Origin of the sequence: Apilactobacillus zhangqiuensis, from assembly GCF_019656215.1 — a bacterium.
In the GTDB taxonomy this organism is placed as follows: Bacteria; Bacillota; Bacilli; order Lactobacillales; family Lactobacillaceae; genus Apilactobacillus; species Apilactobacillus zhangqiuensis.
Genome location: NZ_BPLK01000005.1, coordinates 22,093 through 48,733 on the forward strand (window position 1 = coordinate 22,093; position 26,641 = coordinate 48,733).

Here is a 26,641-nt window from a genome sequence, read left to right on the forward strand (position 1 = left end):
TAACCCCTCTTTTCTTTATCTTGTTAGTTTACCTTTACCATCCAAATAGGTTTGTAAAATCAATTCAGAGGCAATTTTATCGATAACTTTTTTACGTTTTTCTCTAGATGTGTCCGCTTTTTCAATTAGCATTCTTTCGGCTTCAACAGTTGTCAATCTTTCGTCTACGAAGTCGACTGGTAAGTTAAACTTTTCTTTTAACATTTCACCATAACGTTTTGAAGCCTCAACTCTAGGTCCTGAGGTATTATTCATGTTCTTAGGTAGTCCCAGAACAAACCCCGTAATTTCATATTTTTCGACTAATTCGGCTACCCGATCTAATCCAAATTGTTCTTCATCTTCATTAATTGGAATGATTTCGACACCTTGTGCTGTCCATCCCAATAAATCACTAACAGAAATCCCAACTGTCTTAGATCCGACATCCATCCCCATTAATCTCATATATTAGTTTTCCTCACGATCATTATTCTTGTCCAAGTAAAAACGAACCAACTCTTCAATAATCTCGTCTCTTTCGTATCGACGAATTAAATTACGAGCATCATTAAATCGAGGAATATATGCAGGATCTCCTGAAATTAAATATCCGACAATTTGATTGTATGGATCGTATCCCTTTTCCTCCAATGCCTTGAATACGATTAAAAGCGTATCGTGTACATTCTTTGGAGTATTATTGCTTAAATCAAAATACATTGTCTTATCTGAAGCACTCATTTATAACACCTCTAAATCTATGATGTAGGTTTATTATAATTCTACTTGAGACAAAATAAAACTTAAATATTAATTATTTTTAAAAGTTTTCTAACCAAGCAACGGCTTCTTCCATTGCCTTAGGTAATCCTTCAGGCTTTGAACCACCAGCTTGAGCCATGTTTGGACGGCCACCACCGCCACCATTAATTTCCTTAGAAATTGACTTAATGATGTCACCGGCCTTCATGCCATCCTTAACTTTTTCATCACTAACAGCAACGATTAAGTTAGCCTTTTCACCACTTTGGGTTCCAAGCACTAATACGTCTGATAGGTTCTTACTTCTCCAAGTGTCAGCTAATTGTCTTAATTGATCCATACCTGAAACGTTTAGAACACCAGTGATAATCTTGTTACCATTAACTTCTTTAACGTCATCGAAGACTGAATCAGCTTGTTGGCTGGCAATCTTTGATTCTAACTTATCTTGTTTTTGTTGTAAGTCCTTGATTTGTTCTTGCAATTGAGCAACCTTATTAGGAACTTCCTTAACTTGAATAGTCTTAACTTGATCAGCCACTTGTTTTAGAAGTGCTTCTTCGTTGTTTAGGTAGTCAAAGGCTGCCTTTGATGTAACGGCTTCGATTCTTCTAACACCGGCACCAACACCAGATTCTGAAACAATCTTGAATAAACCAATTTCACTAGTGTTGCTTACATGGTTACCGCCACAGAATTCAACTGAGTAGTCACCAGCACTAACAACTCGAACCTTATCTCCATATTTGCTGTCGAATAAGGCGATGGCTCCCATCTTCTTACCAGTTTCTTGGTCTGTTTCAACAGTTGTAACAGGTTCTGCCTTGAAGATTTCTTCGTTAACTAAGTCTTCAACTTTTTGTAAATCTTCCTTAGTTACTGAACCAAAGTGAGTGAAGTCAAATCTTAGGTAGTTTGGTTCAACTAATGAACCAGCTTGTTGAGTATGGTCACCTAAAACATTTCTCAATGATTGATCCAATAAGTGGGTTGCAGTGTGATTGTGTTCAACTAATGCATGGAACTTACGATCAACGCTTAGTTTGTATTGGTGATCTTTTGAAAGACTAGTAATTACTTCAACAGTGTGTAAGTTTTGACCATTTGGTGCGTGTTGAACATCAGTAACCTTTGCACATAGGTTACCATCTTCATCAACAATGGTACCTTGGTCAGCAACTTGACCACCCATTTCTGCGTAGAAAGGAGTCTTGTCAAAGATAACTTCAGCTTCACCAGCACCTGCTTGATCAACTAGCTTTTCATCAACAATGATATCTAATAGCTTAGCATCATCAACTTCTAATTGTGAGTAACCGACGTATTCACTTGGTGTCTTGATGTCGATTAATAGGTCACGTTGAACGCCCATTGACTTATCGTTTCCACGAGCATTTCTAGCACGTTCCTTTTGCTTTTGCATTTCTGCCTTAAAACCTGTTTCGTCAACTGAGAATCCAGCATCTTCTAGGTATTCCTTAGTCATTTCCAATGGGAAACCGTAAGTATCGTATAGCTTAAATGCATCTTTTCCTTCAACGGTCCTTTGGCTAGTCTTCTTCAAGTTGTCCATTAATTCACCAAGAAGTTGTAAACCATCTGATAGTGTTTCGTTGAAACGTTTTTCTTCAGAATGAATAACCTTTTCTAGATAATCCTTTTGTTCCAATACTTCAGGGTAGTATGACTTCATGATTTCGCCAACAACTGGAACTAATTGGTATAAGAAATCATCCTTGATACCTAAACGGTGACCTGAAACAATAGCACGTCTAATCAAACGTCTGATAACGTATCCTCTACCAACGTTTGATGGAAGAGCACCGTCACCAATTGCGAAAGTAATTGCACGAGCATGGTCGGCGATAATCTTAAAGTCGATATCGTCTTGAGCATTTTCACCATATTTTTTACCATCACTTAGTAATTGAGTCTTTTCAATGATTGGCATGAACAAGTCGGTTTCAAAGTTAGTTGGTGCGTCTTCAAAGATTGAAACAACACGTTCTAATCCCATCCCCGTATCAATGTTCTTTCTTGGAAGCGGTTCGTAAGTGTCATCTGGTTTGTGATTGAATTGTGAGAACACAATGTTCCAAACTTCTAGGTATCTTTCGTTTTCCCCACCAGGATAATTTTCTGGATCATCCGGAGCTAAATTGTCGTATTTTTCTCCACGGTCGTAGAAGATTTCAGTATCTGGACCTGAAGGACCTTGACCAATGTCCCAGAAGTTATCATCCATATCAATTAAGTGGTCGGGAGAAACCCCTGCTTCTTGCCAGAATTTCTTAGCGTCAGTATCTTCTGGATATACAGTCATGTATAGCTTTTCTTTATCCCAACCAAACCATTCTGGTGAAGTTAGTAATTCAAAAGCCCATGTAATTGCTTCTTTTTTGAAGTAATCACCAACAGAGAAGTTACCTAACATTTCGAATAATGTGTGGTGACGAGCTGTCTTACCAACATTTTCGATATCATTAGTTCTAATACTCTTTTGTGAACTGGTTAAACGGTGGTTCTTTGGAACAACACTACCATCAAAGTATTTCTTCATAGTAGCAACACCGGAGTTGATCCATAGAAGTGATGGATCGTCCTTTGGAACTAATGAAGCACTTGGTTCAATTGTGTGACCATGTTGTTTGAAAAATTCCAAATACATAGCACGAATTTGACTACTATCTAATTTTTTCATAGAAATTCCCTCCAATAAGCACAAAAACACCGTTGCCAGTAAAGACGCTGTATGCGCGGTACCACTTTACTTGCAACGATGTTTTTCGTATACCTCTTTAAGTCTCAATAACGCTGAGAAAGCGATTTAGTTTTTACTCGAGATAGCACTTGATAAACCCAATCATCTTTTTCACCAACCAAGATGTCTCTTAAAATGAAATTATACAAGCATGTTCTCTAATTTATATCTAAATTATATGGTTAATTAAAACCGGTGTCAAACGTTATCTATAACGTTGCGAACTATTCTTCTTGGACTTTCTCTTACGACGTCCTTCTTCTCTTTGTTTGATACGACGATTCATTTCATCGTTTCTCTTAAGCTCTTGTTTAATCTTATTCTTGTAACCTGGCTTAACGTTTCTCTTCTTCTTTTTAATCATACCAATCATGGTTGGTTCTAGCTTATCATGACCACGACGGTGTGACTTTCTACGGTTACGATCGTAAGTGTCTTCGACACGACCACCTCTAATTACCTTTGGCTTAAATGAAATGCCCATCTTTTCCAATGCGTCAATTTCATCTTCTTCATCAGGTTCATAAAGAGTTACAGCTGTTCCTGGCATGTTGTTTCGACCAGTTCTACCAACACGGTGAATGAAGTATTCCAAGTCTTCTGGAATGTCATCATTAATAACATCAGAAACACCTTCAATATCAATTCCACGTGCGGCTAAATCAGTGGCTACAACATATTGGAATTCAAGATTTTGAATTTGTTTCATTGTTCTCTTACGTTCACGTGGTGTTAAATCACCAGAAACGATACCAACCTTTAATCCTTGGTTACGTAAGAATTCGTAAATTTGTTCAACACGTTTTCTGGTGTTGGCAAAGATTAATACAAGGTAAGGTTCACCCATAGTGATTAACTTGTAGATTAAGTCATTCTTGTTTTGACCCTTAGTTGAAATCAACCAGTTATCAATTGTTGGACTGATAACAGTTCTGTTAGGAATATTTTCAACGTATGGGTTTTCAAGATACTTCTTCAAGAATGGTTTTAATTTTTGTGGAATAGTTGCTGAGAACACCATCATTTGAACATCCTTACCAAAGCTGGCAGCAATGTTATCAATATCATTTAGAAAACCTAAATCTAATGTCATATCAGCTTCATCAATTACTAGTTGAGTAGCAGTATGAACTTGTAAATGTTGACCCTTAATTAAGTCTGAAATACGACCTGGAGTTCCAATTACGATTTGTGGTTGTTCATTTTTTAGTTTTTCAATTTGTCTAACCTTATCAGTACCACCAACGTAGTTAGCGATATGAATAGTCTTATCTGAATGCTTAGCTAATTGCTTAGCATTGTTGTAAATTTGGTAAGCTAATTCACGACTAGGAGTGGTGATAACAGCTTGTACTTCCAAAGTATCCACGTCTAAGTTATCAAAAATTGGTAACAAGAACGCATGTGTCTTACCACTACCAGTGGCTGATTGACCAACAACACTTCTACCCTTACGGATTTCAGGAATAATCTTTTCTTGAATTGCGGTTGGTTCTCTAAAATTTAATTCATCTAAAGCATCCATGATGAATGGCTTTAAATCATATTGCTTAAATGTACTTGGCATTTATTATTCTCCTTTGTAACTAGCGACTAATTCGTCTAATTTACTAATTACCGACTTGATTTCATCTTCGTCCTTAGCAGCAGCACCACTTGCCAAATCATGACCGCCACCGCCAAATTCCTTGGCTAATTCATTAATAGCTGGTCCTTTTGATCTTAAACTAATCTTATAGGTACCATCTTCTTTTTGAATAAAGATAGCCCATGCGGTTACTTGATTAATATTGCCAGGAAGTGGCACAACGGCTGAAGTTCTTTCATTACCTAAATTGAATGGTTCCAAAACTTCATCGCTTAATACGATATAAGCGGCTCCGCTATCGGTAATACTTAGATTTTCATATACATATGCGGATAGTCTAGCCATTGGCAAATCAATTGATGATTCAATTGTGTTAACTTCACTAATTGAAAAGTCTAATTTAGCCAATTTAGATGCTACCCTAAATGTGTTTGATGAAGTAGATGGATATTTGAAACGACCAGTGTCACCAATAATACCAGCGTATAATAAGCGACCTGAATTTGCGTTAATCTTTAACTTCTTTGATGATTCAAACAAATCATAGATTAATTCAGATGTACTTGATGCTTCTGGTTTTACCCACATAATGTCTCCAAATTGGTCATCATTTGGATGGTGATCAATCTTAATCATCATTTTACCTTGAGTATATCTATCATCATCAACTCGAGGTTGGTTAGCAGTATCAACAACGATAACTAATGCATTTTTGTATACATCGTCATCAATTTCATCGGTTGTTCCTAACCAATCAAAACTTTGATATTGCTTTCCAACACAGTAAACCTTCTTTTTGGGGAAAGATTCCTTGATGATGTTAGCCAATCCCATTTGAGAACCATATGCATCTGGATCTGGTCGTTGGTGTCTATGGATAATAATGGTATCAAAATCGCAAATGGCTTTAATAATTTTACTTTGCGTTGATATATTGAAAAAATTAAACATTTTACTCATAATCGCTCCTAATATCCTTCTAAAAATTCATAACATAATTATATCATATGGTCATTTATGTTGTTTAGGGCTTTAACAGACAAAAGAGACAACCTTCAGCGGTGCTGAAAACTGTCTCTTTCAACTTATTATTTGTCTTCTTTAACTTCTTTAGTTTCTTCTTTTGAGTCTTCAGACTTAGCATCAGCAACACGGTCAGTTACCTTTGCAATTGCGTTTAGGTCAAATACTAAGAAGATACCGTCACAATCTAAAGTAACAGTCTTTTCTTCTTCGTCGATGTCGTCAACGATACCGTGTAAGCGACCGATAGTTGTAACGTGGTCACCTTTTTGAAGTTGTCTCAAAGTTTCTGCGTGTTTTTGTTGTTGTTTCTTTTGTGGTCTAATAACCAAGAAATACATAATCGCAAATAACACGATTAAAATAATAAATCCACTGTAGTTAGCCATTATAGTTCACCGTACCTCTCATAATTTAATATATATCTTATCAAAATTATCATTAATAGTCCAGTTTTTAATTATCACGGTTGATTGGATAATTAAGGTGATGATAACCATTATCAGTTACCACTCTCCCCCTGGCAGTTCGTTTAATATAACCAATTTGAAGTAAGTATGGTTCATACATTTCTTCGATTGTATTTACCTCTTCTCCAATATTAGCAGCAAGTGTTGATACCCCGACAGGACCACCATTGTAAAACTCAATCATGGTCTTTAGCAACTTAATATCAGTTGCATCTAGTCCTTCATTATCAACACCTAACATTTTAAGTGAAGTATCAACAATGTCGACATCAACGTTTCCATCGTTAGATACTTGTGCAAAATCACGCACTCGTTTTAATAAACGATTAGCAATTCTAGGTGTTCCTCTAGAACGTCTAGCAATTTCGTGTGCCCCTTGATCGTATATCTTGGTATGGAAAATATCTGCCGAACGTAAAACAATATCCTGTAAATCTTCAGTATTGTAGTATTTCATGTGTTCAACAATTCCAAAACGATCTCTAAATGGAGCTGATAACAACCCAGCTCTAGTAGTTGCCCCAATCAAAGTAAATGGAGGCAAAGGCAAATGAACTGGATGAGCTGTTGGTCCCTGACCAACCACGATATCAACGCTAAAATCTTCCATTGCTGAATAAAGCATTTCTTCTACTGTCTTTGGTAGTCGATGAATTTCATCAATGAATAAAATATCACCAGGTTGTAGTTCGTTTAATAGTGCCGCTAAGTCACCAGTCTTTTCAATTGCTGGACCACTGGTGGTTTTGATGTTTGCTTCCATTTCGTTTGCAATCACCATTGCCAATGTTGTCTTTCCTAATCCAGGAGGTCCATACAACAGAACGTGGTCTAAAGTTTCTTCACGTTGTTTGGCAGCCTTGATGTACACTGACAATTCCTTTTTCAAATCGTCTTGTCCAATGTACTCTGATAAATATTGCGGACGGAGTGATTTTTCAAATGTTTCTTCAATTCTACCTTCACTATCGCCTGAGATAATGCGGTTGTCATCCATTTAATACTCCTCCTTAAAATTTAGTTACAGCACTTAAACCTTGTCTCAAATAATCTTCAGTTGTTGTTACTTCGATGTCTTCAAGTGCCTTTCTGGCCTTCTTGATATCACGTGCTGAATATCCCAATTCGCTTAATGCTTCAAGTGCATCTTCAAGTGCTTGGTTATCTGACTTATCGTCTGATGAAGGATGGTTTTCAGCAGTAAAGTCATCGAATAATGATGGTGCAATGTCGTCTAACTTGCCCTTCAAATCAAGAATGATTTGCTTAGCCGTCTTTTGACCAACACCAGGGAACTTTGTTAAGTAAGTAACGTTTTCTGTGTTAATTGCATTCAATAATGATTGTGGATCATTACCAGCAATAATTGCTAACGCACTCTTTGGGCCAATCCCAGATACATTTAGCAATTTTTCAAATATTGATTTTAATTCTCGACTTGAGAATCCGTAAAGTAGTTGTGAAGAATCAGTCACTGCTTGGTGAATGTATACTTTCACTTGTTCTTTACTATCTACTTGGTATACATAAGGATTTGATGTGTATACCAGGTATCCAATCCCGTTTACATCAACTACGATGTATCCTGGTTGAACGTCTTCAATGGTTCCTTTTAAATATTCAAACATAGTCTATCCTCGATTACATAAAATTATCGTTAGTATGTGGGTCTTGAATTCGTTTGAACATCTTTTCCATATCTGTATTAGAAAAAGATACTAAAACTGGTCTGCCATGAGGGCAATTAAATGGATTATTAACAGTCGCCAATTCATCTAACAAATGAACCGCTTGTTTTCTATCCAAATGATGGTTAGCCTTAATTGCTTGCTTACAACTCATCATAATTGCTGTTTCAGCTCTAAAGGCAGCTACCGAGATATTCTTATGATTAATGACCCAATCAATCATTTCTCGAATTGTTTCTTCCTCGCTACCTTCTTCAATCCATGTTGGATGTTGCTTTACCACAAAGCTGTTTTTACCAAACGGTTCAACGTTTAAGCCAACTTCTTTTAGCATCCCCAACTTTTCCTGAATAATTAACGCATCTCGATTAGGATAGTCCAAAACCAGTGGCACTAACAAACTTTGTTGATCATTAGATACCTCACCAATTTCGGTTCTTAATCGTTCATAGTTAATTCTTTCTTGAGCAGCATGTTGGTCGACAATGTACATGCCGTCATCTGATTCAGCAATTAAATAAGTTCCATGAAGTTGACCAATATACAATAGCTTAGGAAAACGTGGTTGGTCATCATTATTTGCGAACACGTCATCAGTAACTTCAGTTTCCCCAAACGGAGTTACTGGGTGTTCATATCGATGAGCAAAACTTTGAACGTCTTCATCATTCAATTGAACCTTATTACTAATGTAAATAGCATCAATATCAGAAGTCTTAATGTCTTCTTTAGGCGTTTCTTCTTCCTCTTTTGCTTGAGGTTGTAAAACGGGTTCAACATAATCGTTAACTAAGGGTTCACTCTTAGGTTCTTCCCTTGTACTTGAATATTGATTAATTTGCATTTGCAACTGTTCGTTTGTGTATCTTGGTTGCACTGCACGATCCCTAGTCATAACTTCAGGAATTAAGTTTTCTTGATAAATCGTATCATAGATTGTTTTAGCAACCAAATTGCATAATTGGTCTTCCTTACTAATTCTAACGGTCTGCTTAGTTGGATGAACGTTTACATCAGTTAAAACCGGATCCAATTCGATATTTAACACCGCAATAGGATATCGACCAACCATTAGCTTAGAACCGTACCCATCCGTAATTGCTTTGAATAGTGCATAGTTTTTAACGTATCTTCCATTCAAGGTAATTGTGACGTAATTTCTAGAAGCCCTCGTTAGTTCAGGTAAACTCACAAAGCCACTAATCTTAAAGTCATTATCAGCATTTTCAATCTTAATGATTCGTTTTAAATTCTTGGCACCATAAATGTCACCAATCACTTGTTGTAATTGACCTCTACCAGACGTTCTTAGAATTTCTCTTTGGTTGTGTACCAATGAAAATGCGATATCTGGATGACCAATCGCTAAACGATCAACAATGTCTGAAATCTTGGCTAGTTCGGTCTTGATGGTTTTCATGTATTTCAATCTGGCCGGTGTATTAAAGAATAAGTCCTCAACGCAGATGCTAGTACCTCTTCTAGCTTCTGCTGGCTTAATTTCCTTAATCTCACCACCCTTAATATGAATTTGAGTCCCTTCATCCCCGGTCGATGTTTTCAAATGCACATCGGATACTGAAGCAATCGAAGGCAAGGCTTCACCACGAAAACCTAATGATTGGACCTTAAAGAGATCCCTTTGGTTATTAATCTTACTTGTTGCGTGACGTTTAAAGGCAATTTCGACATCATCGTGATTAATCCCAATCCCATCATCGATAATTTCGACTTTCTTTAATCCTGCATCTTCAATATTGATATCAATTTGCGTACTTTGCGCATCAATTGAATTTTCAACTAGTTCTTTTACAACTGAAGCTGGTCTTTCAACAACTTCACCGGCTGCAATTTGATCAGCAAGAATTGTCGATAATTCATGTATTTTATGCAAGATTAATCACCTCATTTATTTATCCATTTCGCGTTTCCATTTATATACTTCATTCATAATATCCATTGGTGTCTTAGACATCAAGTCTAAGTCCTTAATGGCCTTTAGAATCTTGTCTTCGCCACTCTTACGTTTTGGCTTCTTAGTTTCTTTAACATCGCCAAACAATGAAAGTTGTTGTTCTGATTCATCAATTTCATTTTCGACAACTGGACTACTCTTTTCAGCCATGACAACTTTATCTGTATTGGTCTTTTCATTGTTGCTTTCTAGGTCACTCAAGATGACGTCTGCTCTAGACAACAATTCATTTGGTAAACCAGCTAGTTTGGCAACGTGGATACCGTATGATTTATCAGCAGCACCCTTCTTAACTTTGTGTAAGAAGACTAGTTCACCATTTCTTTCAACCGCACCAACATGCACATTTTGTAGTTCATCCAATGAATCAGCTAATTCAGTTAATTCATGATAATGAGTAGAAAATAGTGTCTTGGCGTGAATATGATTGTGAACATATTCAATGATTGATTGAGCTAACGCCATACCGTCGTATGTCGCAGTTCCTCTACCAATTTCATCGAATAGAATCAAACTGTTTTCGGTTGCATTTTGAATCGCTTGATTTGATTCCTTCATTTCGACCATAAAGGTACTTTGACCAGAAATTAAATCGTCAGCGGCACCAATTCTGGTAAAGATTTGGTCAAAAATTGGCATTTTTGCTGACTTCGCAGGAACGAAACAACCAATTTGAGCCATGATGACCGTCAAAGCCAATTGACGCATGTAAGTACTCTTACCGGACATGTTGGGACCAGTAATCAATAGTACGTTAGTACCCGGATCCATAATGACATCATTTGGTACGTAGGATTGGTGTCCCATTACCTTTTCAACCACCGGATGTCTACCATCAACAATTTCTAATTTGTGTTCATCATTTAGACTTGGACGAACCAATCTGTATTCATCAGAAATCGATGCAAAGCTTTGCATTACGTCCAAACTAGATACTGCATTGGCTAGTTTTTGTAGTCTTTGGATTGCACTCTTAACAACATCACGGACTTCACTGAATAGTTCATATTCAAGTGTCTTTGACTTTTCTTGTGCTTCAATGATTAACTTTTCTTTTTCCTTTAGTTCAGGAGTAGAAAATCTTTCAGCATTAGTTAGGGTTTGTTTTCTTTCATATCTATCATCTGGTAACTTGCTTAAGTTAGCCTTTGATACTTCAATGTAATAACCAAAGACATGGTTGTAACCAATCTTTAGATTATTAATACCGGTAAGTTCACGTTCTTTGCTTTCTAGTTCAGCAATCCATTGCTTACCGTTATTCATTGCATCCCTGTATTGATCCAACATTTGGTTGTAGCCATCTTTAATAACCCCACCATCTGTTACAGAAATTGGAGGTTCTTCTGTGATTGCCTTATCGATTAATTCAGATACTTCATCAACGGGGTCTAAATCATTATTGATTTCATCAAATGATTTAGTATCCATTTCATCTAGAATGTATTTAATCTTTGGAATTTGTTGAAGTGATGTCTTTAGTTGAACTAAGTCACGACCGTTAACTGAACCAAAGGAAACCTTACCAGCAAGTCGTTCTAGGTCATAAACCTTAACTAACATGTCAGTGATTTCACTACGTTCGTAGTAATGATTTAATAAGTCATCAACTTGATTTTGACGGTTTTCAATTGATGCTTTATCGATTAGTGGATGGTCAATCCATTCACGTAATTTTCTACCGCCCATTGCCGTCTTAGTTTCATCCAATAACCACAATAAGCTACCTGACTTCTTGTTGGTTCTAAGGTTCTTGGTTAATTCCAGGTTATATTGTGAATTGTGGTCCATCTTCAAGAATTCGGCAGGCTTGTAAGCAATTGCTGCCTTCATGTGAGAAAGACTACGCTTTTGAGTATCTACAATGTATGTAGTTAGTCGATTAACTACCTGCTTTTCTAGGTCTTGTCTTAATCCTTCAGAAAGATATTGCATGTCATCTAGTTCTTTAATGTCATCTTGGTATGAAACTAGGATTCCAACTTTATTGATTAATGCGACGTCTTTTTCTGGAATTTCTGGATTAACAATTACTTCCTTAGTCTGTAAGGTCATTAACTCGTTTAAAACACTGTTCATGTTACTTAAAACAGTGGTCTTCAATTCACCAGTGGATAGTTCAGCGTACGCAAAGCCATAACCATCATTAGAATATTCAATTGCTGTTAAGTAGTTGTTATCCTTTGCATTTTCGGCACCCATTGTTGTTCTAGTACCTGGAGTCACTAGTTGGGTAACGGCTCTTTTAACCATTCCCTTTGCCAACTTAGGATCTTCCATTTGTTCTACAATCGCAACCTTATATCCCTTATCGATTAAGGTATCGATGTATGATTCTACCGCCTTGTGTGGCACACCACACATTGGGATTGGATTGTCAGCATTCTTACTTCTTGAAGTTAATGTAAGTTCAAGAATTTGTGCTCCCTTAACCGCATCTTCGTTGAACATTTCATAAAAGTCACCAAGACGATAAAAGACAAAAGCATCTGGGTATTGATCTTTTACTTTTTGATATTGTTCCATCATTGGTGTTTGTTTAGTTTTACTAGCCATTAAAACAATATCCTCCTTTGCTACTAACCTTTGTATGGGTGATTTGGATCAATTAATATTTTTTCAATAGATCTGGCAGTGCCATCATCTCTTAAATCAATTACGCATCCTGAAACGATTCCACGTCCCTTTTCTTCTACTTCGAATCTAGTTGGACGTTGAGTAATAAAACGATGAATGATGTTTTCATACTTCATTCCTAAGACACTATCAAACGGCCCACACATTCCAACGTCAGAAATGAACGCTGTACCGTTTTTTAAGATTTGGTCATCATTAGTCTGCACATGAGTGTGAGTCCCCACAATCGCAGAAATTTGACCATCTAGATACATTGCCATTGCTTTCTTTTCACTAGTTGTTTCAGCGTGAAAATCAACAAAAATTGCATCTGCATCCTTTTTGATTTCGTTTATTAATTCGTCAATCTTTTGGAATGGATCATCGATTGGATCGATAAAAATTCTTCCCTGTAGGTTAACAACTGCTAACTTTTTGTTATTAACGTTAATAATTGTATATCCACTACCTGGGACGTCCTTACCAGGATAATTTAGAGGGCGTACTAACTTTTTCGTATCATCGATAAAATCAAAGATTTCTTCGTTATTCCATGCATGGTTACCAAGCGTAATTACGTCAGTTCCCGCACTCATAATTTGTTTGTATACTTTTTTATTAATTCCGCGACCAAATGATGTTGAATTTTCACCATTTACAATCGTTACCTGTGGCTTGTAGTCTCTTTTTAAAATTGGTAGATATTTACTAACCATATCTACACCCAAGTTTCCTACTACGTCACCTAAAAATAGTATTCTCATTTTCGTCCTCAATTCATTATTATATATATACAATTTTACACCGTTTTACATAAAATAAAAAAGGGCAAAAGCCCTTTTTTATTTTGCATATTCGATTGATCTTACTTCTCTAATAATTGTAACCTTGATATGACCAGGATATTCCATATCCTCTTCAATCTTATTTTTAATATCTCTAGCTAAAACAACCGCTTGAGTATCAGAAACTTTTTCTGGTTTTACAATCACTCTAATTTCACGTCCGGCTTGAATTGCGTAGCTCTTGTTTACTTCTTCGAAGCTATCACTAATTGTTTCCAAACTTTCTAGACGATGAACAAAGCTTTCAAGAGATTTACTCTTTGCACCAGGTCTAGCAATCGCAATCTTGTTTGCGATGTTAACTAATTCAGAAATGATGTACTTAGGTTCGCTGTCTTCATTATCGGCTGCGATTGAGTCAATAACAACTGGACTTTCTTTGAACTTCTTGGCTAAGTCAACACCAAGGTCAATGTGAGAACCTTCTGTTTCATTATCTGCAGAGCGACCAATTTCGTGCAACAATCCTGCGCGTTTTGCTAATACGACATCTTCGCCTAATTCTGCGGCTAAGACACCTGACAACTTCGCAACTTCAATAGAATGGCTCAAAACATTACGGCCATGATAAATCTTAAACTTCAATTTACCAATCATCATAATCATTTCAGGACTCAATGAATGAATTCCTAAATCAAATACTGTTTCTTCACCAATTTCTTGAATCTTTTCATCAAGTTCTCGACGACTCTTATCTACCATTTCTTCGATTCTAGCTGGGTGGATACGACCATCTTTAATTAGACTTTCAAGTGCCATCTTGGCAACTTCACGTCTAATTGGATCAAACCCACTTAGCACAACTGCTTCTGGAGTATCATCAATAACCAAATCAATTCCCGTTAAGGTTTCAAAGGTTCTGATGTTTCTACCTTCACGTCCGATGATACGACCTTTCATATCATCATTAGGTAAGTTAACAACTGAAACTGTGGTTTCAGATACGATGTCAGCAGCACTTTGTTGAATCGCTTCAATAACTAGATTCTTTGCATTCTCAGAAGATTCCTTACGTGCTTGGTTATAACTGTCTTTAACCATCTTGGCACGTTCATCAGCTAATTCTTTCTTTGTTTCGTTAATAATTAGCTCTTGTGCTTCTTCTTGAGAGAGTGAAGAGATACGTTCTAACTCATCTTGACGTTGTTTAACTAGCATATCAGCTTGCTGTTGCTTTTGTTCAAGTTTCTTTTGGTTTGAATTAAGCTTTTCTTCACGCTTATTCAATGAATCTTCACGCTTGTCAAAAGCGTCATCTTTACGATCTAGAGAATCTTCACGTTGAATTAGACGATTTTCTTGTCGTTGAACTTCAATCCGTCTTTGCTTAATTTCTTTTTCGATGTTTGAACGATAACGGTTACTCTTTTCTCTTGCTTCAAGAATCGCTTCTTTAGCTGAAGTTTGAGCTTGTCGTTTAGCATCTTCCAAAATATCTTGTGCACTCATGTGGGCCTTTGTTAATTTCTTATCAACAATTTTCTTGTTAGAAAACATTCCCACAGAAATACCAACTACAAAAGCAGCGATGATTGCGAGGATCATAGGTAAAAAATAAGTCATAGGCTTATTGCACCTCCACATCATCTAATTTAATTAAGTTTTTGATAATTGCGCATTGAATGATTTATTAGTCATTTTGCGAACTAAATAAATAGTTCAATGTACATTATTATATTTTAAATTTTAGTTGTGTAAGTGTCAACACATGTTATTTTCTTTTGCAAAATAAAAAAGCCTTTCGGCTTATTTATCGTTATTCTTCACCGGTATCCAAACTGGTTTGTTCGGCTTCACCTGATTCAGAATCATCTCCGCCCATGCCATATGCAGCACGAACTTTTTTGTTAATTTCTTCCATTTTGTCCGGATTATCTTGTAAGAATTTTTTTGCGTTTTCACGACCTTGACCAATTCTTTCTTCACCGTATGAATACCATGAACCAGACTTACTAATAATGTCTTGTTCAACGGCCATATCAACTAATTCACCAGTTTGTGAAATACCTTGACCATACATGATATCAACTTCGGCACGCTTGAATGGAGGAGCTACCTTATTCTTGGCAACTTTAATCTTTGTTCTGTTACCAATAATGTCAGTACCATCTTTAATTTGTTCAGCTCTTCTGATTTCTAGTCTGATAGTTGAGTAGAACTTAAGAGCACGTCCACCGGGTGTAGTTTCTGGGTTACCAAACATAACACCAACTTTTTCTCTAATTTGGTTAATAAATAGAGCAATAGTCTTAGTCTTGTTAATTGATCCAGATAACTTACGTAGCGCTTGTGACATTAAACGAGCTTGCAAACCAACGTGAGCATCACCCATTTCACCTTCAATTTCAGCTCTAGGTACTAAAGCCGCAACTGAATCGACAACTACGATATCAATGGCACCACTAGATACAAGGGCGTCACAAATTTGTAGACCTTGTTCACCAGTATCAGGTTGTGATAGAAGTAAATCATCAATGTTTACCCCTAGGTTGGTAGCATATACTGGATCCAAAGCATTTTCAGCATCAATGTATGCTGCTGTTCCACCTTGTTTTTGTACTTCCGCAACAGCTTGTAGCGCAATGGTAGTCTTACCTGAACTTTCAGGTCCATAGATTTCAACAATTCTTCCTCGTGGGAATCCTCCAACACCTAATGCATTATCAAGTGCTAAGGAACCTGTTGGTACAGTGGAAATTCTAGTATCTCCACGGTCTCCCATTCTCATGATTGAACCTTTACCGAATTCTTTTTCAATTCGTTTTAAGGCACCATCTAGAGCCGCTTTTCGTTCATCAGCCATTAAATTGACCTCCCTTTGATAACTATTCGATATTTATACTATACTAATCTCTCATTAAAAAAGCAAGTAAAAGCAGAACAAAAGTTCGCATTATTTAGAATACTCATTTTCAATCATTTTCAATGCAGCTTGAACTGATTGTTCACGCACATCTTGGCGAGATCCACTAAAATGAAATTCCTTTGCAAATTGATTTCCCTTGAAATCTAGTCCGATAAATACAGTTCCCGCTGGTTGCCCTTCCAAACTATCAGGACCCGCAACACCAGTAAATGAGACACCTATGTCAACATTCATGATTTGCTTAGATTGTTTAGCCATCCAAATGGCAACCTGTTCAGAAACAACACCGTATTCATCAATCACATCCATTGGAATTGATAATAGTTTGGCCTTTGCTTCATTTGAGTAAGTCACAAAGCCACCATAAAAGATTGCAGATACACCAGGAACACCGCCAATCGTAGATTGAAACATCCCTGCTGTTAAACTTTCCGCTCCAGTTATGGTTAACTTATCATCAATTAGTTTATTAACAATCGACGTATCAATTTGCATACATAATCCAACCTTTCTTATATATATACGATAATTAAATCGATTTACTTGAAAGAATCTGCAAAAATGAAGCGACTCTTCCAGAAGTATTCAATACCTGAGTAAACAGTAAAGAATAAGCAAATGTAAAGTAGTAATGTACCAAAACCAATTGTAGTGAATGGAATGATTAAGAAGTCATTCAATAACAATAAGATAATGGCAATCATTTGACTGAAGGTCTTAATCTTACCGGGCCATGCAGCTGCAATCACTTGGCCATCGTTTTCCACAACAATTAATCTTAGACCGGTAACCGCTAGTTCACGACATACGATTATAGCTGCAACCCATGCTGGTACAAAATCAAATGAAACTAAGATAATGAATGCAGACATAACAATCATTTTGTCAGCCAATGGATCGGCAAACTTACCAAAGTTGGTAACTAAATGTTGTCTTCTGGCAATTTGGCCATCTAAAAAGTCTGTAATACATGCAGCAGCAAAGACTATTGCAGCTACGATTCTGGTAACTTGGATGCTTGTTCCTAACCAGATAACTGTTCCCATGTTAATAGAACATGAAAGCAAGATAATGAATAATGGAATCATGATGATTCTAATTAAAGTAAGTTTGTTTGGTAAATTCATATTTTCCTCCAAAGAAATAAAAAAGGGCTTTACAAAGCCCTCTTTTTTATTTGCTAAATTCTAATGTAATTTGTGTAGTTAAAGGTGTGCTCTTGTCGTATTTCAATTCAGTACCGTTAACCAAGATTTTTGCGCCTTGGGTGTTACCTAATGAAATGTTAACACTCTTTGTGTTAGCTGGAAGCTTAACATCTTTCTTGTCACCATTGCTTTGTGAGCCTTGGAATAGAGTCTTGTTATCAGCCATAATTGATGACCATGCTCTACCAGTAGCCTTTAGAGTAATAGTGTTTTCCTTTTGACCAGTCACATTATACTTAGTAGCACTAACTTCCTTGATGGTAGTCTTCTTATCAGTGGACTTCTTTTCTTCTTTCTTCTTGTCATCAGCCTTGCTGCTTGATGAAGTTGATGATTCAGAAGAACCAGTAACTGAAACAGAACTGCTACTAATACTAGTTTGAGAAGAACTATTAGTATGTACAACAACTGCCCAAACACCGCAAACAACCACTAGGATTGCTACGATAATTCCGATGGTAGGAATAACCTTACGGAACGAGTCTTTTCTGTGTTCACGACTACGACTAGCTACTCGGCTATTAACGTCATCCTTTGATACTTCCTCAGCGTATTCTTCACTTTGAGTATCTGGTAGACTATCGTCATGTTCATTTAATAGTTCAATACCGTTAACGCCAACAGTGTCAGCGAATTGCTTAATAAACGCGCGAACGTAAAAATCACCAGGAAGTTCATCAAAGTTCCCCTGTTCGATTGCTTCAAGGTAATGTTTTTGGATTTTGGTAATCTTTTGAATATCGTCAATGGACATTCCCTTGGCGACACGTGCTTCGTGTAGTGATTTACCAATTTCTACTTGTTTTCCATTGTTATTTTGCATAGGTATTACTCCACTTATTTATTATTTTACATTTACAGTATATCATAATTAAGCGTATTTTCTAAGCATCTAAACTAATTTATTTTTAGGAAAAACCTTATTTTTCACTATCATATCAGGTCTTAAGAATAATTTGCCATAATGAATCAAATCATCTAATTCTAATTGTTTAATCATCTCAATTTCATCATAAATATTTTCAAAATCATGATTTTGATCTGACATGTTATTAGCAATCGCCTCAATCGAATTCATCATTGAAACATGTTGGCCAATTTCTTCCTTTTTGATTAGCTCAAATTCATCGTTTTTATCTGAAATATATTCAGCAAAGTTCACTAATACATCGGTGATCTTTTCAATGAAATCATCGATTTTTTCAGTTTCACCGGCTAAGACAGCAAAATTGAATTGATCTTCGCAATCGAAATCAAAACCAAATGAATCATCGATTACTCCATCATTGTACAATTTTTCGTAGATTTCAGAACCTTCTGATAAAAGAAGTTGAAGCAATAATGATATGGATAGTTCATATTTGATATCACCGTTGTATTTAGAATCACCCTTAATTCCCAAGGCAACCTTTGGACGATTTACGTCCATGTAGTGAGTTGTTTCCTTAACAATGGATGAAGACTGAATAATTGTTTCCTTAACATCCCTAGGATTTGCAAATGATTTTTTACTTTGATTATCACTAACCCACTTAAAGACATCTTCGGGAATAACATTTCCAACCACTGTAAGTTGCATGTTTTGTGGCTGATAGAAGTAATTATATGAATCATATAAATCCTGTTTGGTAATCTTGTAGATAGAATCTTCTGTTCCCGCAATATCAACATTCAATGGCGTATCTGGGAACATGTTTTGCACTGTCTTGAAGAATAAAACCGCTCCGGGTTCATCATCATACATACTAATTTCTTGGCCAATGATGCCCTTTTCTTTTTCAACCTTTGCGTCACTAAAGTAAGGTTCTTGAACGAAGTCTAACAACTCAATTAGGTTTTCATGAACATTATCAGTGGTAGAGAATAGGTAACTTGTTTTATTAAAACTAGTAAATGCGTTAGATCCTGCACCATATTTGGAGAATGTATCCATTGCGTCGTGATCCTTTTTATCGAACATTTTATGTTCTAAGAAATGAGCAATTCCTGCCGGATAATTCTTACCATTAATGTTAGTATCAATAGATCCATATCGAACGGAAAAAGTGGCGTATGTCTTTTGGTAGCCCTTCTTTGGAACTACTACGACTGACAATCCATTGTCCATCTTATCGATATAAACCTTTTCGTTAAATTTACGATACTCTTTAATTTGCATCATCAATCCTCCCATCTAAGAAGAAAATTGAATTTAATTCTACTTTTTTAGCAACGTTGGCAATTTGTTCAATTGTCACTTCATTAACACGTTGTTTCCATTCTTCAAACGATAATGCACGGTTCAACAATCCATTAACAAATTGTTGTTCCATGTTTTGTCGAGGACTATCTAAAACAGATTTTTTGGCGTTAATCATTTCAGCCTTGATACTGTTTAAAACATCTACGTCGACGTTTCCTTTTACAATATCATCTAGTTGTTCTTTAACGATTGATAACACCTTATCCCTGTTTTGATAATTGATTCCGGTGCTAACCATGACAAATCCATTGATGGAATTATATGAACTGCTTGCACTGTACGCTAAACTATTCTTTTCTCTAACGTTTTTGAATAGTTTTGATTGCGGTGTTCCACCAAAGATTGCGTTAAACAATACCGCAGCCATTGCTTCTTTATTATTATAAAAAATTGGCAAGCGATATCCTAAATTCAAACAACTTTGTGAAGATTGAATCTTCTTATCAACCATTTCAACATCATCATTCATCTTAAAAGATGTTAATGGTTGTAATTCATATTCGACATTTCGATCCGATAAATCGAACTGATTGAATAGTTGATAAATCTTATCTTCATCAACGTCACCGATTACGGAAATCTTGATGTTGTCGTTATTCAAAACTGAAGAATAATATTCATATTCATTTTTATTATCAATCAAATCATAGTCATTTGGTGTACCAAATATAAAAGAACCACGATTTAAGTAGTCCTTGTAAAATAACTTTTTCAATTGAATTGAAGCATAGTATTGCTTGTCATCAGCAACTGATTCAACATATTTTTTCATGTTGTTTTTTTGTAAGGTGAAAGTGTCCTTATCAAATTGATTGTTAGCAGCCAATGGCTTGAATACGACACTATAAATAAAACTAACAGCCTGTTGTAACAAATCATCTTCGGCATCCACAAACTTTGGATTTGGAATACTTAAATTAATTCTTAGAACTGATAAATTACCATATCTTAAAACGTTGGTTCCAAAACTGGCTCCATACATTGATGATAAGTATCTTGCTAATTTGGATTGCGTTGGATAATCTTGATTACTAATTTCCATCAATTCTGCTAATACTGCTCGTTTGGCAAAATTTTCCGGAATAGCCTCGCTAACTAGATCAAAAGTAAATGAAATCGTTTTGAACTTATCTTCTAAAATAACATTTAAGTCTACTCCATTAGCTAATTTCTTATGCAACAAATCCCACCTCTAGTTCTTATTTTGTTTTATTTATTAATTTCATTAATGGTGAGTTGTAGTTCTTACCAAACCACTTTTCACAAATCTTCTTCAGTTCACCATTCTTTGCTAGCTTCTTGAATGCAGCATTAATCTTAGCTTGCATTGTCTTATCACCTTTGCGCATTCCAACACCAAATTCTTCTGGTGGGAACTTACCTCTAATCACTTTGTATAATCCTGGGTTAGCTTGGTGTGCAATGTAGTAGTTTGCATATGTGCTATCAATTAACAACCCACTAATTCTACCGTGATTCAAGTCAATAAATGCATTAGTAAATGAATTATATAGGATTGGTGATCCATTTTTAATGTATTGCTTCAATACTTTTGGTTGATCGTTAATATCGTTTAGACCAGCTGAACCACTTTGAGCACCTAGGTACTTGCCATTCATATCACTAAATTTATTAATGTGAGATGACTTCAAAGTAACTAGTTCTTGGTCATTTGCCAAGTATGGATTACTGAAGTTAACAACAGATTGTCGTTGCGGAGTAATTGAAAAACCATTCCATATTAAGTCAATGGTGGTATTTCTTAGTTCGGTTACGTTCATTGACCAGTCAATTGGTTGAAAAACTGGCTTAATACCATATTGCTTAAAAACAGCGTTAGCTAAATCAACGTCGAAACCGACGATTTTACCACTTTGGTTTTCAAACCCCATCGGAACAAAGGTAACATCTAGACCAATGGTTACTTGCTTGTTCTTTTTAATGCGGCTCCATGTGTCTTGATGATTTGCTTTTTGTGTAACAGATTCACAACCAGATAACATAATAACTGCCATCAAACAAACACTAATAAGTCCAACCATTTTTAAAATTTTGGTCTTCATGACTACCCCTCCTCTTTAAAAGGTCTAACTTCCTTCACTTTATCAGCAACTTGGTTTGCGAACGCAATGTCGTGGGTAACCACAAGCTGTGTGATATTTTGTTTCTTTAAGTCTAAAATAATTTTTCCAACTTCCTCACTTAACTTAGGATCCAATGCGGATGTTGGTTCGTCGTAACAAATAATCTTTGGGTGCATTGCTAATGTTCTAACAATTGCGACACGTTGTTTTTGTCCACCAGATAATTGATATGGATAAAGTGATTCTTTTCCAGTTAAATCTAGTTTATCAATTAATTCTTGAGCCTCATTTAAAGCTTCTTCTTTAGATTTCTTTAACACTAATTGTGGTGCCAAAATAATATTTTCAATCACAGTCAAGTTTGGGAATAAACCGAAGTCTTGAAAAACTACTCCGATAACAGATTTTGAATCATCAGTCGGATCGATTTGTTCACCATCCAAGAAAAACTTTCCTGAGTCAACTTTTTCCAAACCAGTGATACATCTTAATAGTGTTGTCTTACCAGCACCAGAAGGACCAACAATACTTAAAATTTCGTTGTCTTCAACATCCAGGTTCATATCCTTGATGATTGTTTTACCTTGAAAACTCTTATTCAAATTCTTTACTTGAAACATGTTAATCCCTCCTATCTCCAGTAATCAAAACGTTGTTCGATTTTTCTAAGTACTAATGTTAATACCGCTGTTAGTACTAAGTAGAAAACAGCAACTAAAATTAATGGAACCAATGTAACATCACGTGCTGTTGCAATATTTCCGGCTTGTAGCAAGTCACCAATTCCAATTACGTAAACTAATGATGAATCTTTAACAAGGTTGATTACTTCGTTCCCGATTGAAGGTAACACAATTTTGAAAACTTGTGGAATAACAATGTTACGAAGTGTTTGCCAACGGCTTAAGCGAAGCATCTTAGCACTTTCAAATTGGTTCTTTGGAATTGATTGAAAACCACCTCTGAAGATTTCAGCAAAGTATGCCGCATAGTTTAGAACAAATGCGATCACTGCTGCTTCAAATCTTGGAAATACAATTCCAATAATTGGTAAACCGTAAAAAACAAAAATCAATTGCAATAATAGCGGTGTTCCACGCATAATCCAGACATAAATTTCAAAAATTGTTTTGATAATATTTTTTCCGGTTAATGCTAATGAAAATAAAATTCCTAATGGGATTGATAAAACGATTGTTAATGCGAAAATCTCTAATGTGGTTACTACCCCGGAAAATAGTGAAGGTAATATTTCTAAAATATATTGCATTAATTATTCCTCCTTTGATAAAAAAACGTCCTTTTAGCAAAATGCTAAAAGGACGTTGAAAACGTGGTGCCACCTAATTTCCTATTCTGCTCGCGCAAAATAGCTCAGTGAGTCAAATAGACTCGCAGATAACGGCTGCACCGGTTTATTCCTAATTACGTTCAGAATAACAACTCACAGATGTGAACACCTGCTGTAACTACCTAGCTTTCACCTGTTACTAGAATCTCTGTGAATTACATGCAAATGTATTTCTGATCAAAGTCTTTTAATAATTAATAAAATAACTTAATTTCAATCGTAAGTCAATATCAAAGTTTAGTTACGTTTAAATAAATGCTTAAACTTATCCCATGCACTTTCTTTTTTGACATCAATCTTCATCAATGGAACCGTTTCACCTTCGAGTCTTCTAGCTACATTTCTGTAACCTTGAGCTGTTGGGTTGTCAGGGTTCATAACAATTGATTCACCGTTGTTTGAAGTACTAATAACCTTGTCATCATCTAAGATGATACCTAGTAAATCAATTCCTAAATGGGTGGTGATTTCATCAACATCCATGTAGTTATCGTCTTGCATCAATGATTTTCTGATACGGTTAATGATTAATTTTGGTGTTTCTTGAAGTGGATGTTGTTCTAACAAACCGATTACTCGATCAGCATCACGAACGGCAGAAATTTCTGGAGTAGTAACAACAATCGCACCATCAGCACCTGAAACGGCGTTAATGAAACCTTGTTCGATTCCGGCTGGACAGTCAATAAAGACGTAGTCAAAATCTGGTTTTAATTCATCAACAATGCTCTTTACTTGTTCTTCATTTAGAGCTGTTTTATCAGTATTTTGGGCTGCAGGTAATAGATATAATAAGTCATCGAAACGCTTATCTTTCACCATTGCTTGAACTAGCTTTACTCTACCAGTTGCAACATCTACGATATCGTACATAACACGATTATCTAGACCCATAACAACATCTAGGTTTCTTAGACCAATATCCAAGTCAATCAAACAAACTCTTTTTCCCATCATTGCTAACGCAATTCCAATATTAGCACTTGAAGTTGTCTTTCCAACTCCACCTTTACCTGATGTAATTACAATGGCTTTTCCCATTATTCAATACCTCCAATTCGATTAAAGAACTTTGGATTAATCTCTTTTAGATTCTTTATTTTACCATAACTTAGCACGTGTAGGTCGTTTACATATACAACTGTCTTTTCAGAATCTTCGATTGGACGATCCGCTACAATATCGTATTGTTCTCCTACACGAACTTGTTGTGCTGTATGTAAATTACCGATGATTAACTTACTTTCGTCATCAGGAAATCCTGCTTGAACAATCCCTTCGATAACTCCCATATTAAATACATTACCAGTGGCAATTAACTTTCCACCTTCATGAATCTTACCAAAGAATAAAACATCACCATCGACGTTTACTTCTTGACCATTTCTAATCACTCTGCTCATCACATCAACATTGTTTTGCGCCATGATTTTAGCAGACTCTCCCTTGGTAATAACGTTGGATAAAAAGTTATCGATAACTAAATTCTTGTAGTCATCAACTAACTTAATGATATCATTTTTATCTTCTTCTGACATCAATCTGTTACCCATCTGAACATTCAAATGTAATTGGCTTTTTCCTTTTTCACTTTCTTCGCCAAGACCTTCTAGTAGTTGTTTCAAATCAACTAGGATTTCTCTAATACTAGCTGTTTCTTTTAAAATTAACTCATATCCGTCTTTGGTTCCTTTAAGTACTACAGATTGCATTTATAGATACTCCCTCTTATCTCTTTTATTACTCTATTCAATTCGATCAAATAATATCCCGATTGGCACGTACAAAATTAAGAATAACACTGAGTTAAACAATACAGTTGGAATTACTGCATGTATTAAAAAATACCCAGCTGCCATGTTAGTAGCATTCATCAAACGATTTAAGCCATATACCAAAACGTTAATTAGTGCAATATTAAACGCAAATGAAAATAATCCGGTCACAATGTTCATTGGTAAAAAGCGATATAACTTTCTTCCGATGATGATTGCAATTGGGAAAACGATTACGTATACACCTAAAATTCCGGTATAGAATAAATCAAACAATAATCCGGCAATTGCTGCCCAGATTTCAACGTGTTCATTTGTTCGATTAATGAAGTACATACCAAAGAATAGCCATGCAAATGTAATGCTTGGGACTAGTATATATTTTCCATATAGAAGGTGACTAAAAATTAATGAAATTGATCCATCCAAGAACAAAGAAATGAACAATCCAATTATGAAAACATATCTAATTGGTTGACGTTCTCTCATCCTAATCACCCCTATGATGTTTTATCTACAACTGTAACAACTTCAAGATCATTCATGTTTGCTGGTGTTTGGATGTACAACTTAGTAGCAGTTCCATAATCATCAGTTGTTACCTTTGCAACTTTACCTACGTAAATACCCTTTGGTGTAACTCCACCAAGACCATTTGTAGATACTTTGTCATTTACCTTAATTTTAACCTTGGTATTTAAGTGACCAATGATTAATTGCCCAGTTTTTCTGTCATAGCCATTAATAATTCCGTTAACAGTTTCACCCTTTGAATTGGTAGCTTCAACTGGGAACTTGTTATCAGAATCAACAGTATTAGAGATTAATTCTACTTTACTGTTACTATTGTTAACTTCGATGACACGACCAATTAATCCTTTAGCGCCAAGAACAGCCATGTTCTTTTTAACTCCAGCTGATGAACCTTTGTTAATCACGAATTGATCATTCCATGCTGATGGAGTTCTAACTAAAGCTTCAGCAACGATTGGATTGTAATCAACTAAACCACTTTTAATCTTAAGTTCACGTTTTAGTTGATCATTTTCGCTTTGAATAGCTTGGTCTCTAACCTTAGTTGATGTAATTGTTTCTACTTGTGCTTTTAGCTTTTGATTTTCCTTGTAGGTGTTAATCAAGTTGTTTACAGTTTCACCAGCATGTCTAATTGAATTGGCTGGAACGGCAACAGTCCAACTAGCAATACCAACCACGTCATTTCCAAAGCGTTGGATAAATGGTGGCATTGACTTGTTATTTCTGGTAGAAACAGAAACTGATATGAAACCTAAACAAATAATAAAAATCAAAATGGCAGTTAACCACTTTCGATTGGAGAAAAATTTACGCATTTTTCAATCCTCCGTACTAGTAAATAAGCGGGAAGATAACCTCCCCGCTTATT

At 35.8% G+C, this 26,641-nt stretch carries 25 protein-coding genes; all 25 read right to left on the minus strand.

The window, feature by feature from the left end:
• Nucleotides 1–15 precede the first annotated feature (15 nt).
• On the minus strand, nucleotides 16–447 hold the full coding sequence (ruvX, locus tag K5Q07_RS05515; RefSeq protein ID WP_034532162.1) for a Holliday junction resolvase RuvX: 432 nt from the start codon (nucleotides 445–447) through the stop codon (nucleotides 16–18).
• Nucleotides 448–450: 3 nt separating this feature from the next.
• Nucleotides 451–723 carry an IreB family regulatory phosphoprotein gene (locus K5Q07_RS05520; protein ID WP_034532160.1) on the minus strand — a complete coding sequence of 91 codons (273 nt, stop codon included), beginning with the start codon at nucleotides 721–723 and terminating at the stop codon, nucleotides 451–453.
• Nucleotides 724–802: 79 nt separating this feature from the next.
• Nucleotides 803–3,445 carry an alanine--tRNA ligase gene (gene alaS / locus K5Q07_RS05525; RefSeq protein ID WP_220730087.1) on the minus strand — a complete coding sequence of 881 codons (2,643 nt, stop codon included), beginning with the start codon at nucleotides 3,443–3,445 and terminating at the stop codon, nucleotides 803–805.
• 265 nt (nucleotides 3,446–3,710) lie between these two features.
• On the minus strand, nucleotides 3,711–5,072 hold the full coding sequence (locus K5Q07_RS05530) for a DEAD/DEAH box helicase (RefSeq protein WP_220730088.1): 1,362 nt from the start codon (nucleotides 5,070–5,072) through the stop codon (nucleotides 3,711–3,713).
• 3 nt (nucleotides 5,073–5,075) lie between these two features.
• A complete protein-coding gene (locus K5Q07_RS05535) occupies nucleotides 5,076–6,026 on the minus strand; it encodes a DHH family phosphoesterase (protein ID WP_220730215.1) in 951 nt (316 codons plus the stop codon).
• A 155-nt stretch (nucleotides 6,027–6,181) separates the two neighbouring features.
• Nucleotides 6,182–6,505 carry a preprotein translocase subunit YajC gene (yajC, locus tag K5Q07_RS05540; RefSeq protein WP_220730089.1) on the minus strand — a complete coding sequence of 108 codons (324 nt, stop codon included), beginning with the start codon at nucleotides 6,503–6,505 and terminating at the stop codon, nucleotides 6,182–6,184.
• A gap of 67 nt (nucleotides 6,506–6,572) precedes the next feature.
• A complete protein-coding gene (gene ruvB / locus K5Q07_RS05545; protein ID WP_054606419.1) occupies nucleotides 6,573–7,583 on the minus strand; it encodes a Holliday junction branch migration DNA helicase RuvB in 1,011 nt (336 codons plus the stop codon).
• Between the two features lie 13 nt (nucleotides 7,584–7,596).
• Nucleotides 7,597–8,214, minus strand: a complete 618-nt coding sequence (ruvA, locus tag K5Q07_RS05550) for a Holliday junction branch migration protein RuvA (protein WP_220730090.1) — start codon at nucleotides 8,212–8,214, stop codon at nucleotides 7,597–7,599.
• 13 nt (nucleotides 8,215–8,227) lie between these two features.
• On the minus strand, nucleotides 8,228–10,168 hold the full coding sequence (mutL, locus tag K5Q07_RS05555; protein ID WP_220730091.1) for a DNA mismatch repair endonuclease MutL: 1,941 nt from the start codon (nucleotides 10,166–10,168) through the stop codon (nucleotides 8,228–8,230).
• Nucleotides 10,169–10,183: 15 nt separating this feature from the next.
• Nucleotides 10,184–12,805 carry a DNA mismatch repair protein MutS gene (gene mutS, locus K5Q07_RS05560; RefSeq protein WP_220730092.1) on the minus strand — a complete coding sequence of 874 codons (2,622 nt, stop codon included), beginning with the start codon at nucleotides 12,803–12,805 and terminating at the stop codon, nucleotides 10,184–10,186.
• Nucleotides 12,806–12,828: 23 nt separating this feature from the next.
• On the minus strand, nucleotides 12,829–13,629 hold the full coding sequence (locus tag K5Q07_RS05565) for a TIGR00282 family metallophosphoesterase (protein WP_220730093.1): 801 nt from the start codon (nucleotides 13,627–13,629) through the stop codon (nucleotides 12,829–12,831).
• Nucleotides 13,630–13,707: 78 nt separating this feature from the next.
• On the minus strand, nucleotides 13,708–15,273 hold the full coding sequence (rny, locus tag K5Q07_RS05570) for a ribonuclease Y (protein WP_373310048.1): 1,566 nt from the start codon (nucleotides 15,271–15,273) through the stop codon (nucleotides 13,708–13,710).
• Between the two features lie 193 nt (nucleotides 15,274–15,466).
• On the minus strand, nucleotides 15,467–16,513 hold the full coding sequence (gene recA, locus K5Q07_RS05575) for a recombinase RecA (RefSeq protein WP_220730095.1): 1,047 nt from the start codon (nucleotides 16,511–16,513) through the stop codon (nucleotides 15,467–15,469).
• A gap of 90 nt (nucleotides 16,514–16,603) precedes the next feature.
• Nucleotides 16,604–17,071, minus strand: coding sequence for a CinA family protein (locus K5Q07_RS05580; RefSeq protein ID WP_220730096.1), 468 nt, complete (start codon nucleotides 17,069–17,071; stop codon nucleotides 16,604–16,606).
• A 44-nt stretch (nucleotides 17,072–17,115) separates the two neighbouring features.
• The gene (gene pgsA / locus K5Q07_RS05585; protein ID WP_220730097.1) at nucleotides 17,116–17,703 is read right to left on the minus strand and encodes a CDP-diacylglycerol--glycerol-3-phosphate 3-phosphatidyltransferase; all 588 of its coding nucleotides are present in this window, start codon (nucleotides 17,701–17,703) and stop codon (nucleotides 17,116–17,118) included.
• A gap of 46 nt (nucleotides 17,704–17,749) precedes the next feature.
• The gene (locus K5Q07_RS05590) at nucleotides 17,750–18,607 is read right to left on the minus strand and encodes a helix-turn-helix domain-containing protein (protein WP_220730098.1); all 858 of its coding nucleotides are present in this window, start codon (nucleotides 18,605–18,607) and stop codon (nucleotides 17,750–17,752) included.
• A gap of 69 nt (nucleotides 18,608–18,676) precedes the next feature.
• Nucleotides 18,677–19,942 (minus strand): EF-P 5-aminopentanol modification-associated protein YfmH, encoded by a 1,266-nt coding sequence (gene yfmH / locus K5Q07_RS05595; RefSeq protein WP_220730099.1) that lies wholly within the window; start codon nucleotides 19,940–19,942, stop codon nucleotides 18,677–18,679.
• A complete protein-coding gene (yfmF, locus tag K5Q07_RS05600; protein ID WP_220730100.1) occupies nucleotides 19,932–21,206 on the minus strand; it encodes an EF-P 5-aminopentanol modification-associated protein YfmF in 1,275 nt (424 codons plus the stop codon). Before yfmF ends, yfmH begins: the two co-directional genes overlap by 11 nt.
• A gap of 19 nt (nucleotides 21,207–21,225) precedes the next feature.
• Complete coding sequence (locus tag K5Q07_RS05605) at nucleotides 21,226–22,089, minus strand: amino acid ABC transporter substrate-binding protein (protein ID WP_220730101.1); 864 nt, start codon at nucleotides 22,087–22,089, stop codon at nucleotides 21,226–21,228.
• Nucleotides 22,090–22,091: 2 nt separating this feature from the next.
• Nucleotides 22,092–22,730 (minus strand): amino acid ABC transporter ATP-binding protein, encoded by a 639-nt coding sequence (locus K5Q07_RS05610; RefSeq protein ID WP_220730102.1) that lies wholly within the window; start codon nucleotides 22,728–22,730, stop codon nucleotides 22,092–22,094.
• A gap of 11 nt (nucleotides 22,731–22,741) precedes the next feature.
• Nucleotides 22,742–23,380: an amino acid ABC transporter permease gene (locus K5Q07_RS05615; RefSeq protein ID WP_054606405.1), complete on the minus strand. Its 639-nt coding sequence runs from the start codon at nucleotides 23,378–23,380 to the stop codon at nucleotides 22,742–22,744.
• 318 nt (nucleotides 23,381–23,698) lie between these two features.
• Complete coding sequence (gene minD, locus K5Q07_RS05620) at nucleotides 23,699–24,502, minus strand: septum site-determining protein MinD (RefSeq protein ID WP_034534331.1); 804 nt, start codon at nucleotides 24,500–24,502, stop codon at nucleotides 23,699–23,701.
• The gene (locus K5Q07_RS05625) at nucleotides 24,502–25,173 is read right to left on the minus strand and encodes a septum site-determining protein MinC (protein WP_220730103.1); all 672 of its coding nucleotides are present in this window, start codon (nucleotides 25,171–25,173) and stop codon (nucleotides 24,502–24,504) included. Before K5Q07_RS05625 ends, minD begins: the two co-directional genes overlap by 1 nt.
• Nucleotides 25,174–25,206: 33 nt before the next feature.
• Nucleotides 25,207–25,725: a rod shape-determining protein MreD gene (gene mreD, locus K5Q07_RS05630; protein ID WP_220730104.1), complete on the minus strand. Its 519-nt coding sequence runs from the start codon at nucleotides 25,723–25,725 to the stop codon at nucleotides 25,207–25,209.
• 11 nt (nucleotides 25,726–25,736) lie between these two features.
• Complete coding sequence (gene mreC / locus K5Q07_RS05635; RefSeq protein WP_220730105.1) at nucleotides 25,737–26,588, minus strand: rod shape-determining protein MreC; 852 nt, start codon at nucleotides 26,586–26,588, stop codon at nucleotides 25,737–25,739.
• Nucleotides 26,589–26,641: the final 53 nt, after the last annotated feature.

Coding starts and splice junctions, on each gene's coding strand:
- K5Q07_RS05590 (WP_220730098.1), bottom strand. CDS start 18,607: ATGCAAAATAACAATGGAAAACAAGTAGAAATTGGTAAATCACTACAC.
- recA (WP_220730095.1), bottom strand. CDS start 16,513: ATGGCTGATGAACGAAAAGCGGCTCTAGATGGTGCCTTAAAACGAATT.
- ruvB (WP_054606419.1), bottom strand. CDS start 7,583: ATGGATGACAACCGCATTATCTCAGGCGATAGTGAAGGTAGAATTGAA.
- K5Q07_RS05605 (WP_220730101.1), bottom strand. CDS start 22,089: ATGAAGACCAAAATTTTAAAAATGGTTGGACTTATTAGTGTTTGTTTG.
- yfmH (WP_220730099.1), bottom strand. CDS start 19,942: ATGCAAATTAAAGAGTATCGTAAATTTAACGAAAAGGTTTATATCGAT.
- yajC (WP_220730089.1), bottom strand. CDS start 6,505: ATGGCTAACTACAGTGGATTTATTATTTTAATCGTGTTATTTGCGATT.
- mutS (WP_220730092.1), bottom strand. CDS start 12,805: ATGGCTAGTAAAACTAAACAAACACCAATGATGGAACAATATCAAAAA.
- rny (WP_373310048.1), bottom strand. CDS start 15,273: ATGACTTATTTTTTACCTATGATCCTCGCAATCATCGCTGCTTTTGTA.
- mreD (WP_220730104.1), bottom strand. CDS start 25,725: ATGAGAGAACGTCAACCAATTAGATATGTTTTCATAATTGGATTGTTC.
- minD (WP_034534331.1), bottom strand. CDS start 24,502: ATGGGAAAAGCCATTGTAATTACATCAGGTAAAGGTGGAGTTGGAAAG.
- ruvX (WP_034532162.1), bottom strand. CDS start 447: ATGAGATTAATGGGGATGGATGTCGGATCTAAGACAGTTGGGATTTCT.
- K5Q07_RS05615 (WP_054606405.1), bottom strand. CDS start 23,380: ATGCAATATATTTTAGAAATATTACCTTCACTATTTTCCGGGGTAGTA.
- K5Q07_RS05580 (WP_220730096.1), bottom strand. CDS start 17,071: ATGCAAATTGATACGTCGATTGTTAATAAACTAATTGATGATAAGTTA.
- K5Q07_RS05520 (WP_034532160.1), bottom strand. CDS start 723: ATGAGTGCTTCAGATAAGACAATGTATTTTGATTTAAGCAATAATACT.
- K5Q07_RS05565 (WP_220730093.1), bottom strand. CDS start 13,629: ATGAGAATACTATTTTTAGGTGACGTAGTAGGAAACTTGGGTGTAGAT.
- mreC (WP_220730105.1), bottom strand. CDS start 26,588: ATGCGTAAATTTTTCTCCAATCGAAAGTGGTTAACTGCCATTTTGATT.
- K5Q07_RS05625 (WP_220730103.1), bottom strand. CDS start 25,173: ATGCAATCTGTAGTACTTAAAGGAACCAAAGACGGATATGAGTTAATT.
- K5Q07_RS05530 (WP_220730088.1), bottom strand. CDS start 5,072: ATGCCAAGTACATTTAAGCAATATGATTTAAAGCCATTCATCATGGAT.
- pgsA (WP_220730097.1), bottom strand. CDS start 17,703: ATGAATTTACCAAACAAACTTACTTTAATTAGAATCATCATGATTCCA.
- ruvA (WP_220730090.1), bottom strand. CDS start 8,214: ATGTTTGAATATTTAAAAGGAACCATTGAAGACGTTCAACCAGGATAC.
- alaS (WP_220730087.1), bottom strand. CDS start 3,445: ATGAAAAAATTAGATAGTAGTCAAATTCGTGCTATGTATTTGGAATTT.
- K5Q07_RS05610 (WP_220730102.1), bottom strand. CDS start 22,730: ATGTTTCAAGTAAAGAATTTGAATAAGAGTTTTCAAGGTAAAACAATC.